This is a genomic window from Flavobacterium piscisymbiosum, from assembly GCF_020905295.1.
In the GTDB taxonomy this organism is placed as follows: Bacteria; Bacteroidota; Bacteroidia; order Flavobacteriales; family Flavobacteriaceae; genus Flavobacterium; species Flavobacterium piscisymbiosum.
Map to the genome: position 1 here is coordinate 480266 of NZ_JAJJMM010000001.1, position 19881 is coordinate 500146.

12 protein-coding genes are annotated in these 19881 nt (G+C 33.2%); 5 read left to right on the forward strand and 7 right to left on the reverse strand.

From position 1 onward, the window contains the following. Positions 1-57 precede the first annotated feature (57 nt). Positions 58-744, reverse strand: a complete 687-nt coding sequence (locus tag LNP81_RS02330; RefSeq protein ID WP_230033138.1) for a tetratricopeptide repeat protein — start codon at positions 742-744, stop codon at positions 58-60. Between the two features lie 130 nt (positions 745-874). On the opposite strand from LNP81_RS02330, the gene LNP81_RS02335 reads away from it, so the two are divergent. Further along, on the forward strand, positions 875-7240 hold the full coding sequence (locus LNP81_RS02335) for an alpha-2-macroglobulin family protein (RefSeq protein ID WP_230033139.1): 6366 nt from the start codon (positions 875-877) through the stop codon (positions 7238-7240). Positions 7241-7586: 346 nt separating this feature from the next. On the opposite strand, the gene LNP81_RS02340 is transcribed toward LNP81_RS02335, so the two are convergent. Beyond that, positions 7587-9731 carry a S46 family peptidase gene (locus tag LNP81_RS02340; protein ID WP_230033140.1) on the reverse strand — a complete coding sequence of 715 codons (2145 nt, stop codon included), beginning with the start codon at positions 9729-9731 and terminating at the stop codon, positions 7587-7589. 314 nt (positions 9732-10045) lie between these two features. Here LNP81_RS02340 and LNP81_RS02345 point away from each other — a divergent pair, with 314 nt between their 5' ends. Next, positions 10046-10576 (forward strand): outer membrane beta-barrel protein, encoded by a 531-nt coding sequence (locus LNP81_RS02345; protein ID WP_230033141.1) that lies wholly within the window; start codon positions 10046-10048, stop codon positions 10574-10576. Between the two features lie 111 nt (positions 10577-10687). Here the strand turns inward: LNP81_RS02345 and obgE are convergent, their stop codons facing one another. From obgE to hpt, 4 genes are all read right to left on the reverse strand, one after another. After that, positions 10688-11689, reverse strand: coding sequence for a GTPase ObgE (gene obgE, locus LNP81_RS02350; protein ID WP_194617139.1), 1002 nt, complete (start codon positions 11687-11689; stop codon positions 10688-10690). 145 nt (positions 11690-11834) lie between these two features. Continuing rightward, complete coding sequence (locus LNP81_RS02355; protein WP_255700728.1) at positions 11835-13109, reverse strand: hemolysin family protein; 1275 nt, start codon at positions 13107-13109, stop codon at positions 11835-11837. A 238-nt stretch (positions 13110-13347) separates the two neighbouring features. Beyond that, positions 13348-13920: an adenylate kinase gene (locus tag LNP81_RS02360; protein ID WP_065450832.1), complete on the reverse strand. Its 573-nt coding sequence runs from the start codon at positions 13918-13920 to the stop codon at positions 13348-13350. 74 nt (positions 13921-13994) lie between these two features. Then, positions 13995-14525, reverse strand: a complete 531-nt coding sequence (hpt, locus tag LNP81_RS02365; RefSeq protein WP_230033145.1) for a hypoxanthine phosphoribosyltransferase — start codon at positions 14523-14525, stop codon at positions 13995-13997. 183 nt (positions 14526-14708) lie between these two features. On the opposite strand from hpt, the gene LNP81_RS02370 reads away from it, so the two are divergent. The 3 genes from LNP81_RS02370 to LNP81_RS02380 all read left to right on the forward strand — a co-directional run bounded on the left by LNP81_RS02370 (position 14709) and on the right by LNP81_RS02380 (position 18868). Then, a complete protein-coding gene (locus LNP81_RS02370) occupies positions 14709-15980 on the forward strand; it encodes a PQQ-dependent sugar dehydrogenase (RefSeq protein ID WP_230033147.1) in 1272 nt (423 codons plus the stop codon). Positions 15981-16198: 218 nt separating this feature from the next. Next, a complete protein-coding gene (locus tag LNP81_RS02375; RefSeq protein ID WP_230033149.1) occupies positions 16199-18295 on the forward strand; it encodes a TonB-dependent receptor in 2097 nt (698 codons plus the stop codon). A gap of 21 nt (positions 18296-18316) precedes the next feature. After that, the gene (locus LNP81_RS02380; RefSeq protein ID WP_230033151.1) at positions 18317-18868 is read left to right on the forward strand and encodes a hypothetical protein; all 552 of its coding nucleotides are present in this window, start codon (positions 18317-18319) and stop codon (positions 18866-18868) included. Between the two features lie 109 nt (positions 18869-18977). On the opposite strand, the gene LNP81_RS02385 is transcribed toward LNP81_RS02380, so the two are convergent. Continuing rightward, complete coding sequence (locus LNP81_RS02385; protein WP_230033153.1) at positions 18978-19865, reverse strand: PorP/SprF family type IX secretion system membrane protein; 888 nt, start codon at positions 19863-19865, stop codon at positions 18978-18980. Between the last annotated feature and the right edge of the window lie 16 nt (positions 19866-19881).

Sequence of the window (19881 nt, forward strand, 5' to 3'; positions counted from 1 at the left end):
CCAATTTTTTAAAATTTCAAATTCCAATCTTCAAATGGAATTCAATTTTGACATTTATTAAGCCTCGAATTTCTGTTTTAATTCCTTTGCTTTTTTAGTGTCTTTTAGATTATTCAAATATAAATTATATAATTTTTGAAACGTGGTTTTTGATTTACCAATTTCATGGGCCTTTATAAAGTTTTTTTCAGCTGCCGTATATCTCTTAAAATAAACATCTATTCTTCCTCTCGATAAATAACCATCAACAGGCGATAATTGCGCTAATTGATTAGAATATAAAATTGCTTTTGATTCGCATCCGCCAAAAATCCCCGGCAATTGCAAATATATTTCGATTAATGCCCATCTGGCCGGAAGGTGTTTTGGATCTAAAATAATAGCTTTTTCAAATGATTCTTTCATTTCACCCACCATTCCCAAAGCTTTTAACCTGCTCACTTCCATTGCCCGCATTGCCAGACAGCCTCCGTATTTATAAAAATAATCTGCTTCTGTAGGTTTTAATTCTTTCAATTTCTTGAAATATTCAGCGCCTTTTACCCATGATTTTTGATGCGCTGCAATTTCACCCAAATACTCGATCGTTTTTATATCCGAAGGTTTGCTTTTTAAAACTCCTTCGAAAATAATCTGCGCTTCATCATACTTTTTTGCATGATATAGCTTTTCTGCTTTTTCAAAATTAGACTGTGACCAAATACAAATTGGTACAAATAAAAAAAAGAGGAGCAGCTTTTTCATGTTTCAAAAATAGGGAAATATAAAACGTAACATTTAGTTTTGAAGATAAATTAGTAATTTGTACGAAATTTATTTTATCATTTTCCCAACCTTTTAGACAAAACCACACTCTATATACTAAAATTCACTTATGAAAAAAATATTATTTGTTTTCTTATTGTTTACTACTGCTTTATTTGCTCAAAAAAATGATAAAAACTGGGATAAAGTTGCTTCTTATGAAAATGAAGGTAAAATAAAATCAGCAAATGAAATAGTTGACAAAATTTATAAAAAAGCAGTTTCAAGAAAAGATGAAGTACAAATGATAAAATGTTTTTTTTATCAATCTAAATATTTGCAGGTAATCGATGAAAATGCAAAAACTAAAATCCTGGATCATCTTAAAACAGATATTAGCCGGGTTTCGATACCATCAAAAGCAATTTTGAATTTAATTTATGCCAAATGCTTACATAATTATTCTAATTATGACGAAGCGTATGCAGTTGTAGATAGTGCGGCGGCGGTAGTTGATGAAGCTGCGGCAATGATAGATTCTGCTATTTTAGATGTAGATACTATTGCTGTAGCTATAGACACAACAGCCGTTGTTGATATGACGGAAGATGATAACGCAAGCATTGATTTTACATCTGATAAAGAAGTAATTGCACTTTATGAAAAAACACTAGAAAATGAATCGATCCTGAAAAAAACGTCTTTAAAAAAGTATCAGGCAATTTTTAGCTTTTTGACTTTAGAAAAGCTGAAAAACGAAAACTTATATGATTACTTACTAAAAGAAAATATTGCCTTTTTTACTGAAAAAATGGAGCGATGGAAAATTGACAACAGTCAAATTCCGGCCTACAAAAATGAACTTTTAGGAAATTCAGAAGCCTTTTTAAGTCTTGATCTTAATTTTATAAAAGAAGAAAATTTCAAAAAAGTACTTTCTTTATATCAAAAGCTCGAATCAGGCAATCCATCATTAGAAAATCAATTTGACCGGATTATTTTTTGCAGTGATTTTCTACCGGAAAACAGTGAAAACTTGACAAAGTTTTTAAATGAATTTCAACAACGTTCGAATGATCCAATTCTTACTCAAAAAATTCTATTAAAAAAAGCAGAAATTCTGATTAATCAGGCGTCAAAAGAGTCACATCCGGATTATAATATCGAAGCCTTAAAAATATACGACGATATAATAAAAATTAACAATCAAACTAATTCAGCTCAAACTGCTTTGGAGCAAAAGCATGCCGTTACTTTAAAATCATTGAATATTCGGCTTAATAAATTTATCTACAATAAGGAAAATACAAGAGCTTTTATCACTTATAAAAATCTTGATCATTTAAGAATCTCTTTCTACAAAATAGACCAAAAAAAACTCAAACCATTTGTAAATTCATATAATGATATTGAATTAGATAGTTTAGGTGATGTTATTAAAAAAAACCAAATTAAAACAGCATATAAAGAATATCAGCTTCTAAACAAAAAGGATTACTTTGAATATACAACAGAAGTTGTTTTACCACAACTGGAAACAGGAAGTTATTTGATTTATTTTGAAAGTGATTCTGATTCAAAAAATGAAAAAGCATCATCTTATCAAACCATTACAGTATCAAACATAAGCGTTCTGGCATCTCAGGAAAATAATAAAGAAAACTTTCAGGTTTTGGATAGAAAAACGGGAAAACCTCTTGAAAATGTAAGCATAAAATCTAATCGTTATACGCTTAAAACAGATTCAAACGGATTAGCTTCTTATATCAAACCAAATAACGACGATTATGATGAGCATATAGAATTTTCATTGACCAATGACACAATTTTAATTACAAAAAATTATCTTAGATATACGCAGCAATACAATCAAACAGAAGATAATAATTTAACAGGAAAGGTTGAATTTTATTTAGACAGAGCAATTTATCGTCCCGGACAAACGGTATATTATAAAGGAATTGCTATTAAAAAACAAAAAAGTAAAACCAGTATTGTTGCCAATACTACTTTTAGGTTATTTATTAGAGATGCTAATTATCAAAATTTTAAAGAGCTTGAAGTTATTACCAATGAATTTGGTTCTTTTTCAGGAGAATTTACTTTGCCTACAAGCGGCCTTACAGGTGATTTTAATATTTATGCTACTCAACCGAATAATTATGAAAAAGGAGACATTTCGTTGAAAAATAAACCAAATGCATCATTTTGGAAAACCGTAAGACTTGAAAACTCTCAAACTTACTTTAGAGTCGAAGAATACAAACGTCCAAAATTTAAAGTAGATTTTGATCCTAAAAAAGAAAGTTTTCAGGTTAATCAGTCGATTAAAGTAAACGGAACTGCAAAAGCATTTGCCGGAAGCAATATTTCTGATGCAAAAGTAACTTACAAGGTAACTCGATTTACGCGTTATGTTAGAAACTATAGTGATTATTGGGGGCACGAACAAAACGAAATAATAGCAACCGGCGAAACCAAAACAGATGCTTCGGGAAAATTTGTAATAGAATTTATTGCCGAACCTTCAAAAAATGCGATCAAAGAACAATTGCCTGTTTTTAGCTATAGCATAACTGCTGATGTAAGCGATATTAACAGCGAAACACATACCTCAGAAACCACTGTAAAAGTGGGTTATCATGATTTGATCATCAATGCCAGTATTCCGAGTAGTATTGAAACTAAGAAAAAAAACGAAATCATACTTACAAGCACCAACTTAAACGGAGAATTTTTAGCAGCCAAAGGTGAAATTAAATTGTATTTCGTTAGTCCTTTTTCTAATAAGTTTAAAGAAAACGTTTGGCAAAAACCAGAAATCGAGAGCATTTCAGCATCAGATTTTGAAAAATTGTTTCCTTATGAAATTATAGAGACTAAACCTGATAAAGCAAACGAAGTTTTATTGTTTTCGAAGAAAGTAGATACCGAAAAAGACAAAAAGATAGCACTTGATTTTATTTCAGATTATAAATCCGGAAACTATAAAATTGTATTCTCAGCAAAAGACTCCTTCAACAATCCTATAGAATCTGTTTCTACTTTTGAAATCAAACAAAGCAAAGACAAATTCAATCCAGGTAAATTATTTACGGCAGAGCAAATAAATACTGATCCAAAAAAAGATGGTTTTGTATTAATTAAACTTTCTTCTGTAATTCCGGATATTTATATTAATACAAAAGGAAATTATGGCAATCAAACCTATTTTGAAAACATGTATCATTTGCAAAACAATGAGGTAACGATCAAAATTCCGATAAAAAAAGAATTTGAAAAATTGGTTGGTATAAGTTTTCAAAGCATTTTCGACAATGAAATTTTTAGTAACCAAATAGAAATTGAACTAAAAACAGAAGAATCTAAACTTGAATTACTTGTAGAAAGTTTTAGAAATAAAATCGAACCCGGAAGTAAAGAAAACTGGTCGTTTAAACTAAAATCAATCAATGCAAAAACCGAAGCAGAAGTATTAGCGTCTATGTATGACAGCTCTTTGGATCAATTTACAAAAAGAGACTGGAAGAATAGCTTAAGCATAAATAGTTATCATTACAATTCTCCTAATTTTAAATCTGGTTTAGGCTTTGAACGGATATATTCTTCTCTGCATAATCTAAATGAATTTTTACCGCTAACTGAATTCAAAAATGATGAAACACAATTAAACTGGTTTGGTTTTGACTTTAATAATAGCCGATATGGAGATTCCCTTGGCATTACGACAGTAGATATTAAAGACAGAAAAGTAGGCAGCGAAACTATAAAAGGAGATCCTGATGCTGTTTTAACCATTGATGAACCTGTTGGTGCTGCTCCTAATGCGATCGTAATCGAAGAAGATTCAACACTTTACAAAACTATGCCAGCAGCAGCAGCATTCAAAACACAAAAAGCATTAATATATAACAATCGTTCAGAAAAATCTTCTTTCAAAATAAAAGGCAGTGTAACAATTTCTGCTGATCTTTTGTATATAATCGATGGAGAAATTGCTTCTCAAGATGAGGCTAACAATTTAAATCCAGCAGATATCCTTTCAATGGATGTTTTAAAAGATGAAAAAGCCACAGCACTTTACGGAAGCAGAGCGGCAAACGGAGTCATAATCATCACAACAAAAAAAGCATTAGAGGCATTAACCCAAGTAAAATCCAGAAAAAATCTTTCTGAAACCGCTTTCTTCTTGCCAAATTTAAGAACAGATGCCAGCGGAAAAGTAAGTTTCAATTTTACTTCGCCGGAAGCTTTAACGGCTTGGAAACTTCGTTTATTAGCACATAATAAAGATGCCGTTTCCGGTTATTTGGAGAAAAGCGTTATCACTCAGAAAGAGTTAATGGTTTTACCGAATTTCCCGCGTTTCTTTAGAGAAAAAGATACAATTGTAATCTCTGCCAAAATTTCGAATATTACAGATCAGGCAAAAACAGGAATCGTTATTTTACAGTTTTTCGATGCAACAACAATGCAATCTATTGATGCCAAAATGCTAAACGTAAAAAACGTGCGTAACTTTACGGTTGGTGCTTTCGGGAACACAACGGCGAGTTGGACAATTTCAATTCCCGAAAGTTTGCAAGGTGTACAATATAAAATTCTGGCCAAATCTGGTAATTTCTCTGATGGAGAAGAAAACATACTTCCGGTTTTGACCAATAATATGTTGGTTACAGAAAGTATTCCTATTTGGGTTCGAGAGAATTCTACTAAACAATACACGTTTGAGAATTTAAAAAACAACAATTCAACGACTTTAAAAAATCATCAACTTACGTTCGAATACACATCAAATCCTTCGTGGCTTGCGATTCAGTCTTTGCCTTATTTAATGGAATATGAACACGAATGTGCCGAACAGACTTTTGCTCGTTTTTATGCGAATGCTTTGGCCTCAGAAATCATTTCGAGTAATCCGAAGATTGCAACTGTTTTTGAAAACTGGAGAAAAAATGGAAAACTGAATTCGAAATTAGAAGAAAACGAAGAATTAAAATCAATGATTCTGACAGAAACGCCGTGGCTGAATGACGCTCAAAGCGAAGACGAAAAGAAAAAGAACCTGGCTCTTTTGTTTGATCTAGAAAAAATGAAAACGTCGCAAGAAGCTACTTTCGATAAATTGAAACAAAAGCAAAAACCTTCAGGTGGATTCTCATGGTTTGACGGAAGTTCTGAAAGCGAATATATCACCAGACATATTCTGGCTGGTTTAGGTCATTTATCCAAACTGAACAAAACAGAAAATAACAATTCTAAAATCGATCAAATTGCCAAAACCGGAATACCTTTTCTGGATAATAAATTCTTAGATTATTATAAAGAAAGAACCAAAAACTTAAAAAAATCAGAGAAATTAATTTGGATCAATCCGTATTCTGATTTGCATTATTTGTATACCAGAAGTTTTTATTTAGAAAATTATCCGCTTTCTGATACTTTGCAAAAAGCAACTAAATTGTATTTAGAAACAACTAAAAAAGATTGGTTAAAGTATTCCCTTTACGAAAAAGGATTAGCCGCTTTAACTCTAAATCGTTTTGGAGAAAGCGAGTCGGCTAAAAAAATCATAGAAAACCTGAAAGAAACGTCATCGAATAATGAAGATTGGGGCATGTACTGGATCGCCAACAAAGCAGGTTGGTATTGGTATCAGGCACCTATAGAAACTCAGGCTTTATTGATTGAGGCTTTCACCGAAGTAAATCACGACACCAAATCTGTAGATGCCATGAAAGTCTGGTTGTTAAAAAACAAGCAAACCAAAAACTGGCCAACGACAAAATCGACAACAGAAGCTGTTTATGCTTTATTGATGCAAGGCAATGATTGGTTGAGTGTAAAAGACAATACCATCATTAAAATTGGAAGCGAAAAAATGGTAACCAAAAAAATAGCCGAAAACGAAAAAGAAGCTGAAACCGGTTACATCAAACTGAATTGGAAAGCCGATGAAGTTAAAAAAGAAATGGCTTCCATCAGTATTCAAAACAAATCTAAAGTTCCGGGGTTTGGTGGTGTTTATTGGCAATATTTTGAAGATTTGGATAAAATCAAAACTAATTCAGGTGCTGTTTTATCAGTTTCTAAAGAATTATATCTAAAGAAAAACTCTATGAAAGGCGATCAATTAGAAAGAATTACAAATAAAAATCCTTTAAAAAAGGGCGATTTAGTTACGGTAAGATTAGTTATAAAATCTAAAGAAGACATGGAATTTGTCCATTTAAAAGATATGCGCGCTTCTTGCTTTGAGCCTGTAAATGTTCTTTCACAATATCAATACAAAGATGGATTAGGATATTATATGAGTACAAAAGATGCTGCAACACATTTATTTTTTGACCAGATCAACAAAGGAACTTATGTAATTGAATATGACATTAGGGTAAACAACAGCGGTGAATTCTCCAACGGAATTACCACAATCGAAAGTATGTATGCTCCGGAGTTTTCAAGTCATACAAAAGGGATACATGTAAAGGTTCAATAATTAGGTGTTGAAAAATTCCAACAGCAAAATTGATTAATAGCAAACCTGTTGAGATAGAAAAAAAATCTACCACGGAGAACGCAAAGTTTTTTAATTATGCTAAGTTTAGTAAAACACAAAGTTCACAAAGCTTTGCGAACTTAGATTGTGTAAACACAACTTAAATCTTAGTGAACTCTGCGAAAAACCTTTGTGTTCTCTGCGTTAAAAAATAATTAGGAATATTTTTTTTTATGTTCCTCCTCAAAAATTTAGAGTGATCTAATAAAATTCCAAAAATTTTCTGCAACAAAAAACCCGACAAGCTTTAAAAACTTGTCGGGTTTACTTTTATATTAAATTGAGATTATTTTGCAATAGTCAATTCATCAATAATATTTTTAGCTCCTGCGTATTTGTCGATAATCCAAAGAACATAACGAATATCTACGTTGATTGTTCTTTGCAATTTAGGATCAAAAATAACATCTCCAGCCATTGCTTCGATGTTTCCGTCAAAAGCAATACCAATTAATTCTCCTTTTCCGTTAAGAACCGGTGAACCAGAGTTTCCTCCTGTAATATCATTATCTGTCAAAAAGTTTACTGGCATATATCCTGCTTTATCAGCATACTGTCCAAAATCTTTTGCTTTGTTTAATTCTAATAAACGTTTTGGCAAATCAAATTCCTGATCTCCTGCTTTGTATTTTTTCACCATACTTTCCATAGTAGTATAGTTATTAATTGTAGCATCATTTCTTGGATCTGCAGGTAATGCACGAACTTTTCCGTAAGTCAATCTCAAAGTAGAGTTGGCATCAGGATATTGAATTGTGTTTAATTTTGACTCTCTTAAACCTTCAACCAATTCGCGGAAAGCAGTTGCAAAACCATCATCGGCTTTAGCCTGATCATCTGTTTTAGCACGGTATTTTGTCATCAAATCATTAGAAATAATATACAAAGGATCGTGTACAATTGCTAATGGTTTTGGATTAGCCATAAATGCCAATACTTTTTCTTTAGTTGTAAAATAACTTATCTCTGTTGCTTTTGCAACATCTGCAGTAAAATCACCTTTATTCTCTGATTTCATTTTAGCTACTTGCGTACCTAAACCATATTCAGCACCTTTAGAAGTATACAAGTTCAATTGTGCAGCAAAAATATCTTTTTCAAGCGGCGCATAAAACTCTCCATAAATGTTATCGATCATCGCATTGATCTTAGGTAACATTTCTGCTTTTTTAGCGTCATTTTCATTATAATAAGCAATCAATGCGTTTCCTAAGTTTGAAGGTCCTGCTGCATAACTTGATGTACGTAAAAGTTGCATTAAGTAATTGTCGTGAGTTGCTTTTATATTTGTAGATCTGTAATACTCATTAATAGTAGGAATTACATTTTCGTACTTTTCTTTATTAGCAGGTTTAGTTGCCCATTCGTAGAACTTATCTTCCTGTGCCGCTTTAACATCAACTGTTCCAGCTTTTGTTAAGGCATCGATCATTCCCTGACGGTTTTTCCAGTAGTTAGCAGTCGAAGCATATTTAGACGCATATTGCAAACGAACTGTTGCATCTTTGTCCATATACTTTTTCATTACATCCATTCCGGTTTTAGCACCTTCAACCCATGCAGGATAAGCATATTTTATGTTTTGCTCGATTCCGCCAGCTGGCATCCAACGGTTTGTTCTTCCTGGATATCCTAAAATCATAGCAAAATCATTTTCCTTAACTCCTTTTATACTTACAGGTAAGTAATGTTTAGGCTGTAAAGGCACATTGTCTTTTGAGTAAGTTGCAGGATTTCCGTCTTTATCAGCATAAACTCTAAACATAGAGAAATCTCCAGTTTGACGTGGCCACTCCCAGTTATCAGTGTCTCCACCAAATTTACCAACACTTTCAGGAGGAGTTCCTACTAAACGCACATCGGTATAATCCTGGTAAACGAAATAGTAATATTCATTTCCCTGAAAGAAAGGACGAACAGAAACAGTATATTTTCCGCCTTCGTTGTTTTCTTTTTCAATTAAACTGATTTCTTGCTGAATGATTTTGTTTCTTTCAGTCTCAGTCATTGTATCATTTACTTTTGATAAAATTCTTTTAGAAACGTCATCCATACGAACGAAGAAACGAACGTATAATGATTTTGGTTTCATTTCGGCACTTTTTTCTTTTGCCCAGAAACCGTCTTTCAGGTAATTTTGTTCAGCTGTAGAAAGTTCAGCAATTGCATTGTATCCACAGTGGTGATTGGTTAAAACCAAACCGTTTTTAGAAACCATCTCAGCAGTACAACCTCCGTTGAATTGCACAATCGCATCTTTTAAACTATGATGGTTAATGCTATAAATTTCTTCGGCTGTAAGTTGCAAGCCCATTTTTTCCATATCTCTATGGTTCAATCTTTCGATAAACATCAAAAACCACATTCCTTCGTCAGCTTTTACAGGAAAAGCCATTAGGCACATGGTGAAGAATAAAATTATTTTTTTCATGTTATTTTGTTTAAGTGATGCGAATATAATTCATTTTCGCAACAAAAAATAGCACAAGTCATCAAAACCAAAAGATCCAGAATACATTTTAAGACAATTTTACGAAATCCATAATTTCATAAAGATAAAAATATGTGCTTTACAGTAAATTCTAATTCGATAAAACTCTTAAAACTTAAGACAAAAACAATTAGAAATACCAAATACTTTAATTAAATTGTAAAAATTTACCTTCAATAATAAAATTTTAAAATAAATTATTTCTTACAAAAATTAATTCCCTAAGTTTGCGCCAACTATTTAATTAAGGTAAAATGAAAAAATTATTTTTAGGAGTTGCTTTATTAGTGGCAACAATTGCGAGTGCTCAAAAAGGATCAATACTATTGGGTGGAAATGTTGGATTTTCATCAGAAAAAATCGGAGATGCTAAATCTACAAACTTTGAATTTGCCCCAAAAGTTGGATATCAATTTGCTGACCACTGGACAGCGGGTGTTGAGGGAGCAATTGGTACTTTGGATGTAAAAGGATTAGAAAAAACAGAAAATTATAAAATTGGAGGTTTTGTTCGTTATTCTGCACCATTATCTGAAACATTTTCATTTTATGCAGACTTAGGAGCTGGTTATCAAAACACTTCCTTAAACAATGCAAAAGGAATGTACGCAAGTTTTGATCCGGGATTATTCATTAATATGAAAAGAGGTTTTGGATTAAATTTTTCTATTGGAGGAATTAAATACGACAATCTTGATGGTAAAAATGACCCAAGACAAGAACGATTTGGTTTTGATTTTGGAAAAACACTTAACATTGGAATCTCTAAAAATTTCGGACTATAATTTCTTCGCTTAACTGGAAATTAATCTGAGATCATTTGTTTTTTTCGTTAAAAAACAAAAAACCCGACAATCATAAAATGGTCGGGTTTTCTATTTTTTGAAATATCTTTCTTAGTCGTTTAACATTTTCCAAAGCTTATCTTTCAAATCCGTTAAACCTTGTTGGGCAACTGATGAAATAAACATATAAGGAATGTCTTTGAAAGCCACATCTAATTCTGTTTTTAGTTCGGCTTTAAGTTCGTCATCCAGCATATCGCATTTTGAGATTACTAAAAGACGTTCTTTGTCTAACATTTCAGGATTATATTTCGTTAACTCATTAACCAAAATATCATATTCTCCTTTAATGTCCGGTGTATCAACAGGAACTAAAAACAACAAAGTCGAGTTACGCTCGATATGACGCAGGAAATAATGTCCAAGACCTTTTCCTTCGGCAGCACCTTCAATAATTCCCGGAATATCTGCAATTACAAACGATTGAAAATCTCTGTAAGCTACAATTCCTAAGTTTGGTTTTAAGGTTGTAAAAGGATAATCGGCAATTTTTGGTTTTGCAGAAGTCAATACAGATAACAAAGTTGATTTTCCAGCATTAGGAAAACCTACTAAACCTACATCGGCCAGAACTTTAAGTTCCAGAATCACATCCATCTCTACGCCCGGCAAACCTGGCTGTGCGTATCTTGGCGTTTGATTGGTTGAACTTCTAAAATGCCAGTTTCCTAAACCACCTTTTCCTCCTTTTGAAAGAATTCTTTTTTCACCATCTTCGGTAATTTCGAACAAGGTTTCTCCGGTTTCTTTATCTTTTACGACAGTTCCTAAAGGTACTTCGATAAATTTATCCTCTCCATCAGCACCTGTACTACGATCTCCTCCTCCATCTCCACCGTGACCAGCTTTGATATGACGAGCAAATTTTAAGTGAAATAATGTCCACAAACCTTTATTTCCTACTAAATACACGTGTCCTCCACGACCACCATCACCTCCGTCCGGGCCTCCTTTTTCAATAAATTTCTCTCTATGTAAATGTGTAGATCCTTTTCCTCCCTTTCCGGAAGAAACATATATCTTAACATAATCTACAAAATTTCCTTCTGTCATTTTTTTTAATTTCAGATTTTAGATTTTGGATTTTTAGATTGCTCTAAATCGTATTACTAAATTCTATTGTTTTTAGTTCAGTCTCAGTCTCGCTTTCAGTGCAAACTGCGACTGAATACTGTGACTGAAAACTATTTTATTCTCTTTACTCTTTAAGTGCTTTCACCAACACTTTATCAATCTTTACGCCATCCATATCAATGACTTCCAGCACAAATTTTTGCCAGATTAGTTTTTCGCCTTCTTTCGGGATATGAGAAAGCTCGGTCATAATCATTCCGCTTACGGTATTTACTTCGTAATCATTTGTTAGTTCATCTAACTCGAAATAAGTTAGAAAATCATGTAATGAATAATGTCCATCTACCAACCATGAACCATCTTCTCTTTCTATTAATTGAAATTCATCTTTATAAAAATCAGATGCATCTCCAACCAAAGCTTCAAGAATATCATTCAAAGTAATAATTCCCTGAAAAACTCCATATTCATCAGAAACTAAAGCATAATGAATTCCTGTTTTTTTGAAATTTTCAAGGGCTTTGTAAGCTGTTGTCTGCTCCATTAAATATGGGGCATCTATCATTATAGCACCTAAATCGAAATGATCGCTTTCGATGTTGGCAAATATATTCTTTAAGGTTACGATACCAACAATATCATCGTAATTATCTCTGTAAACCGGATAAACAGTATGCAAATCCAAAAGAACAAGTTCCTTTATTTTGGTTTTATCAGCATTAAAAGGCAACATATCAACCGATTTACGGTGTGTCATCAATGAATTTACCTTTCGGTCGCCAATATGAAAAACACGTTCCACGATATCTTGTTCAATTTCCTGAACTTCTCCGCCTTCTGTTCCTTCTTTTATAATGGCTTTAATTTCTTCCTCGGTTACTTTACCATCTGCGGAAGGTTTTATTTGAAAAACGTTCAATAAAAAATCTGTCGAAGTCGTAAGCAACCAAATGAAAGGCGCTGTAATAATCGAAATAATTTTCATTGGCAATGCAACCATTTTTGCAATCGCTTCCGGATAATTCAACCCGATTCGTTTTGGCAATAATTCTCCTAAAACTAATGAGAAAAATGTTAAAACCACCACAACAATTCCCACTGCAACTGAATGTGCGTAAGGTTTTAAAACTGCAAATCCGCTAACAAATGTTTCTACATCAACGGTTATTTTATCACCACTATAAATACCGGTCAAAATCCCGATTAGTGTAATTCCGATTTGTACTGTAGATAAAAACTTATTTGGCGAATTGGCTAAGTCAAGCGCAATTTTAGCACTTTTATTTCCTTTTTTTGCGGCAGTTTCGAGTCTGTTTTTTCTTGCTGAAATAAGTGCAATTTCAGACATAGAGAAAACTCCGTTTAATAGTATTAGAAAAAATATTATTAGTATTTCCAATTTGAGGGTTATTCGTTATTTAATAGTTCGTTAATATAATTTGCAACTTCGGTATTTCATAGCCCTCCCGATAGCTATCCGGAGGAGTGAAAAGCCCGGAGCTAAAAAAACTAATTTTTCTTGCCAGAAAACAGTCGACTCCCGAAGCATCGGGATAAGCTCGTTTTATGGTATAGAAAAATAGTTTTTTTTGCGTCCCGATAGCTATCGGGATTTCACGTACAGCTGGAAAAAGCTTCTACAAATTATCTATAACTGACGTTAATCGCTCTGTAATTTCTTCGATAGTTCCGATACCGTTTACGGCATAAAACTTGTTTTGTTCTTTATAATATCCAATTAGCGGAGCTGTTTTTTCATTGTATTCCTGATATCTTACACGAATTTTTTCTTCGTCCTGATCATCAACTCTTCCACTTGTTTTTCCTCTTTCTAACAATCGCGCTACCAAAATTTCATCATCGGCTTCTAATGCGATTGTAGCAGTAACACTTGACCCAATTGTTGGTAAAAATTTATCCAGTGCTTGTGCCTGATCTAATGTTCTTGGGTAACCATCGAACAAGAAACCTGCTGTATCAGGATGTTTGTTTACTTCGTCTATTAACATTGCAGTGGTAACTTCGCAAGGAACCAATTCTCCGTTGTCCATAAAAACTCTTGCTTTTTTACCTAAATCTGTATCATTTTTTAAATTAAAACGAAAAATATCTCCTGTAGAAAGGTGAGTCAATTTGTATTTTTCTTTTAAAAATTCTGCCTGAGTTCCTTTTCCTGCTCCTGGCTTTCCAAATAAAACAATATTAATCATAATATGAGTGAGTGTTGTTACTTCTGTTTTTTATAAGAAGTTTTAAATGAATATATAGTTGTGTGTGTTTATAATTATTCTGCCAATTTATATACTTCGGGTAAATTTCGTCCTAAACCATCGTAGTCTAATCCGTAACCCACGATGAATTTATTTGGAATCCTGATTCCGATGTAATCTATTTTGATGTCTTTTTTATAGGCATCTGGTTTAAAGAACAAAGTCGCAATTTTAAAATGTTTTACATTTTGCGCTTTAAACATCGTTTTTAATTCTTCGATCGTGTTTCCGGTATCGATAATATCTTCGATGATAATTACGGTTCTGCCGGATAAATCCTGATTGATTCCTATTAACTCCTTTACGGTATTAGTAGATTCGGTTCCTTCGTAAGATGCCATTTTGATGAATGAAACCTCGCAAGGGCTTTTGTACTTTTTTAAAAAATCTGCAACGACCATAAATGCACCATTCAAAACCCCAATAAAAATTGGAGTATCATCTCCAAAATCATCTTCTACCTGAGCTACTAATTTGGTCAAAGCAAAATCAATTTCTTTGGCCGAAATAAACGGAACAAATTGTTTATCGTGAAGTTGTATCATTATTTTTATGTTTAAAATAATGGGCAAAGATACAGAATTACAACCAAACTGTAAGTATCAAAATAGGCTGTACACATATTTTTTTAAGAATGTTAAATATGACTTAATATTTACTTTTTTTTTCTCCCTACTATTTTTAATTTTACTAAATTGTTGTTCTATAAACATTTAACCCCAAGATTAATGAAAACCACGGCACAAATATTTTCAATATCCCTATTAGCCATACTGACGGCCTGCAACGGACAGGTTAAAAAAGAAGAAAAAGAAGCTCTTGCAAAACAACCCAATATAATTGTAAAAACAGCGATTGGCGATCTTACTTTGCCGCCGCCGTATGCAACAGAATCTAAAACAAATAATAGTAAAGTCATTGGCTGGCCTGAAGGAAAAACGCCAATTGCACCTGCAGGATTTACGGTTACAAAATTTGCTGATCGATTTGAAAATCCGCGTTGGACTTATATCGCGCCAAACGACGACATTTTTGTGGTAGAAAGCGGAACAAGAACCAGTAAAAATCAAATTACTGTTTTGCGTGATAAGGATAAAGACGGCAAATTTGAAACTCGCGAAGTTTTTATAAAAGACTTAAACAAACCTTTTGGAATGTTGGTGCTAAAAGACTTTTTCTACATTGCCAATACAGACGGATTATACCGATATCCTTATAAAAACAATCCGCTAAAATTAGAAACTCAGGGAACTAAAATTCTTGAACTTCCTGCCGGAGGTTACAACAATCACTGGACAAGAAATATAATTGCAAATCCAGAAGGAACAAAAATTTACGTTTCTGTAGGTTCCGGAAGTAATGTTGGTGAGAACGGAATGGACAAAGAAGTTCGTCGTGCCGATATTTTAGAAATTAATCCTGACGGAACCGGAGAAAAAATTTATGCTGCCGGACTTAGAAATCCTGTTGGAATGGACTGGAATCCTGCAAACAAGGAACTTTGGACAGCGGTAAACGAACGTGATGAATTGGGTGACGATCTTGTTCCTGATTATATTACAAGTGTAAAAAGAGATGGTTTCTACGGCTGGCCTTATTCTTATTACGGAAACAATCTTGACCCAAGAATGAAAGGCGAACGTAAAGATCTTGCTGCTAAATCTATTGTTCCTGATGTTCCTGTTGGTGCCCACACAGCATCTTTGGGATTGGCTTTTTATAATAAAGAAGCTTTCCCTGCAAAATATAAAAACGGAGCTTTCGTTGGTCAGCACGGATCATGGAATCGCGCCAAAATATCAGGTTATAAAGTAGTTTTCGTTCCTTTTACAAATGGAAAACCCGGAAAACCTGAAGACTTCCTGACTGGTTTTGTTGCAAATGCTGATAAAGCTGAAGTTTACGGGCGTCCTGTTGCTGTAACAGTTATGCAAGACGGATCGCTTTTGGTGAATGATGATAGTGGAAACACGATTTGGAAGGTAACGGCGAAAAAATAAATCCCAAATTTTTTAAATTCCAAATCCCAAACTTTACGCGAGTAATTTTAAACACATAGAAACATAGGTTTTATTTTGCGAAAAGGTCATTGAAAACAAACACATTTCTTTCACATAGCTATGTGAATTAATGCTAAGTGAAACGCCTTTTTTACGTCATCAAAAGCTATGTTTCTATGTGTTTAAAATTATGCGCAAAAACTGATCAAAACTCTTTTATGATTTTAAAAAAATATTGTTTTCTACTTTTTGTGTTTTGCATTTTTCATAATAGTAAAGCACAAGAAAAAGAAAGCAAAACTATTGATTCTCTCAAAACTCAGAAACTGGACGAAGTTGTTATCAGTTCACTTCATGTTAATAATAGATTACAGAATACACCAGCAGCAATTGGCATTTTATCAAAAAAAGACCTTTTGCAAAATAATGCAACAGATATTACTACGGTAATTAATACAATTCCAGGAGTTTTTATGCAATCCTCTAATTTTACCACAACCCGCATTTCGATTCGTGGTATTGGCGCAAGATCTCCTTATGGAACTAATAAAATCAGGGCTTTTTATGGCAGTATTCCGCTGACTTCCGGGAACAGCGAAACGGTTATTGACGATATCGATCTGGAAAATATTGGGCAACTTGAAGTAATCAAAGGGCCGCTTTCGAGTATTTACGGCGCAGGTTTGGGCGGTGCGATTTTAATTTCACCTCAACTTTCTAAAACCAATGGAGAAAATGCCAGCGTAAGCAGCGTTTTCGGTTCGTTTGGATTACTTAAAAACAGTTTGAATTATAGTTTGAATGAAAAAAGTGCTAGTCTGAATATCAGTTACCATAATCTTAAAACCGATGGATGGAGAGAAAACAGTTCATATAAAAGGGAAGGAATCACACTTGCCGGTGAATTATTCAAAAAGAAAAACAACAAACTGACTTATTTTACAAATTATACCTATTTGAAAGCCTATATTCCAAGTTCGATTACTAAGGAAGTTTTTGAATCTAACCCAAAACTGGGCGCTTCGACCTGGGTGGCTTCAAAAGGGTTTAAAGAATATAAATCTACTTTGGCAGGATTGGCTTATGATTTTAAAATTAATGATCATCTGAGTAATGCTACTTCAATATTTGTAAATTATAAAGACAGTAACGAACCTCGTCCTTTTGATATTTTACGTCAATATACTTTTGGAACCGGAGGGAGAACGCAATTTTCAGGAGATTTTAAAATAGGAAAAACAGAAAATCAATTTATTGCTGGAATTGAATATTTTACAGATAACTATAACGGAAATACTTTTAAAAACCTCTACAAAACCAACAACGGCCAGGGAAGTTTACAAGGAAATCAACTTACTGAAACCGATCAGAAAAGACATTTTTATAATATCTTTTCGCAAATCAGAACGTTACTTTCTGATCAATTCGAAATTCAGGCAGGGTTAAATTATAATGAAACTCATTTTGAGCTAACGAATTTTCTGCCGAATAAGACCTCAACTGAAAAATACAGTTATGATGGAATATTTTCTCCTCAATTGTCTTTTTTATACAAACCTAATTCCGAAAGAACTTTATACTTTTCGGCAAGTCGCGGATTTTCATTGCCTGCGACCGAAGAAACACTTACAAGTTCCGGCAACATCAATCCTGATATAAAACCTGAAAGCGGTTATAATTTTGAAGCTGGTGGAAAATTTTATTTCTTTAATAAAAATCTTTATACTGAATTTGCGGTTTACCGAATGGAAATAAAAGATTTATTGGTGGCGAAACGAATTGGCGATGATCAATATGAAGGTGTAAATGCCGGAAAAACATTTCATGAAGGAATCGAAGTTTTAGCAAAACACAACTGGACGATTAATCGTTTTTTTACTTTGAATTCTTTTATTGCAGCTTCGTTAGGAAAGTATGAGTTTAAAGATTTTGTCGATAACGGAAACGATTATTCCGGAAATAAATTAACCGGAGTTGCAGCAAATAAAGTTAATGCTGGATTAATTTTAAATACTTCTTTAGGAATTTATTTTTCTGCCGATTTTCAGTTTACGGATAAAATTCCTCTGAATGATGCTAATTCTGCTTATTCAGATTCTTACAATATCGTCAATTTAAAAACAGGTTATCGTTTTGAAATTCTTCCTAACTTAAATACCAATTTAGCTTTTGGTATTAATAACGTTACGGATGAAAAATATGCTTCAATGATTTTGCCCAACGCCGTTGCTGTCGGAAACGCAAGTCCACGATATTATTATCCGGGACTTCCTGTAAATTATTACGGAACTATTTCACTAAATTACCTATTTTAGATGTGTCCTAAATCGAAAAATATGTCATCTGAATTGCAAGCAAAACTAGACTATGTAAATGCTTACAGAGAAAACCGACTCATGGCGGCTCAGTATGTTTTAGAAAATCATCATTTATTTGAAGAATTGGTTTCGATTTGTTTTTCGCCAGAAGACAAAAACAATCATAAAGCCTGTTGGATTTTAGAATTTGTATCCTACGAAGAATTAATCTGGCTGCAGCCTCATCTTGATTTTTTATGTTCTAATTTGAAAATTTTAAAGGATGAAAGTTCCATAAGGCCAATTGCAAAAGTGGTTCAGCTTTTGGTAAAATCACATTATAAGAAAAACGATGACAGTATTTTACTTTCTGAAGAAAACCTTCAGGATTGTATAGAAGCTTCTTTTGACTGGCTGATCAATGATGTAAAAGTGGCAACAAAAGCCTATTCTATCAGAACCTTATATATTTTGGGAAATCACTACGACTGGATTCATCCTGAATTGCAAATTATCCTGAACAAAGATTATGGAGATCATTCGGCAGCTTATAAAGCTGTTGCCAAAGAAGTTTTGAAGAAGATAAAATAATTTAATAAACTGTTATAGAATCAAAAGAGGGCATCTACTTACAGATGCCCTCTTTTTTCCTACTCAAAAAATAAAAATAACACAGTTAGATTATTGTTTTTTTATCGTTTTAAAACTTAAATCGAAGGTAAAATTCGTTTGAGTTTTTAGCACTTGCCATTACGTTCCCTGTACTTACTTCATAGGCATAACCAAGTGTCATACGATCACTAATATTAAAGCCCAATATTCCTGCATAAGCATTGTCTACCCTGTAGCTTGCTCCTATTTCTAAAAATTTCTCGATTTGCAACATCAAATTAAGATCTACTGAAAGAGGCGACCCATTCACATAACGCATCATAAATGACGGTTTTAAGATTAAGGCTGTTGCGGTTTCCAAATCAAAATCATAACCACTGCTTAAATAAACATGCGCTCTGTCTGTCGCAACTGCGGTATAACCATCTTTATTTCTTGCTCGCTCAGTATTTAATATTCTTGGAACAGAAAGGGACACGTAAAATTTATCATTTTTTAATAATGCTCCAACACCTACATTTGGATTAAACTGATTGATAGTTGCCAAAGCAGGATCTGACTGTGGTACATAGGTTTCAAGACCTGACGTATTAACATTATAAAAATTTCCTCCGGCTTTTACTCCTAAATACAAATCTGTAAGGGCTCCCACCTGAATTTTATACGACACATCAAGACCTAATTGTGTTTGTTTTTCGATAAAAGTTTTATCGTAAACCATAGAAATACCAATTCCAAGGTTACTTCCTACTGATGTTCCAAAAGAAACCGCTTGTGTTTGCGGTGCATCTTTAATCCCTGTCCATTGCTGGCGAATAGTAGTTGCTAAAACAGTTTCTCCATCAACACCTGCATAAGCCGGATTTACCAGATTCATGTGATAACGATAAGTTGTAAATAGACTTTCTTGTTGAGCAAAAAGCATACTACTAAAAAGTAGTAATGCTCCCGCCAATATATTTTTAATTATTTTCATTTCTAAAATTTTATTT

Bases quoted from the DNA above. Each gene is read 5' to 3' on its own strand.
- LNP81_RS02380 (WP_230033151.1), top strand. From the start codon at position 18,317: ATGTCATCTGAATTGCAAGCAAAACTAGACTATGTAAATGCTTACAGA.
- LNP81_RS02340 (WP_230033140.1), bottom strand. From the start codon at position 9,731: ATGAAAAAAATAATTTTATTCTTCACCATGTGCCTAATGGCTTTTCCT.
- LNP81_RS02360 (WP_065450832.1), bottom strand. From the start codon at position 13,920: ATGATTAATATTGTTTTATTTGGAAAGCCAGGAGCAGGAAAAGGAACT.
- LNP81_RS02345 (WP_230033141.1), top strand. From the start codon at position 10,046: ATGAAAAAATTATTTTTAGGAGTTGCTTTATTAGTGGCAACAATTGCG.
- LNP81_RS02335 (WP_230033139.1), top strand. From the start codon at position 875: ATGAAAAAAATATTATTTGTTTTCTTATTGTTTACTACTGCTTTATTT.
- LNP81_RS02330 (WP_230033138.1), bottom strand. From the start codon at position 744: ATGAAAAAGCTGCTCCTCTTTTTTTTATTTGTACCAATTTGTATTTGG.
- LNP81_RS02385 (WP_230033153.1), bottom strand. From the start codon at position 19,865: ATGAAAATAATTAAAAATATATTGGCGGGAGCATTACTACTTTTTAGT.
- obgE (WP_194617139.1), bottom strand. From the start codon at position 11,689: ATGACAGAAGGAAATTTTGTAGATTATGTTAAGATATATGTTTCTTCC.
- LNP81_RS02370 (WP_230033147.1), top strand. From the start codon at position 14,709: ATGAAAACCACGGCACAAATATTTTCAATATCCCTATTAGCCATACTG.
- hpt (WP_230033145.1), bottom strand. From the start codon at position 14,525: ATGATACAACTTCACGATAAACAATTTGTTCCGTTTATTTCGGCCAAA.
- LNP81_RS02375 (WP_230033149.1), top strand. From the start codon at position 16,199: ATGATTTTAAAAAAATATTGTTTTCTACTTTTTGTGTTTTGCATTTTT.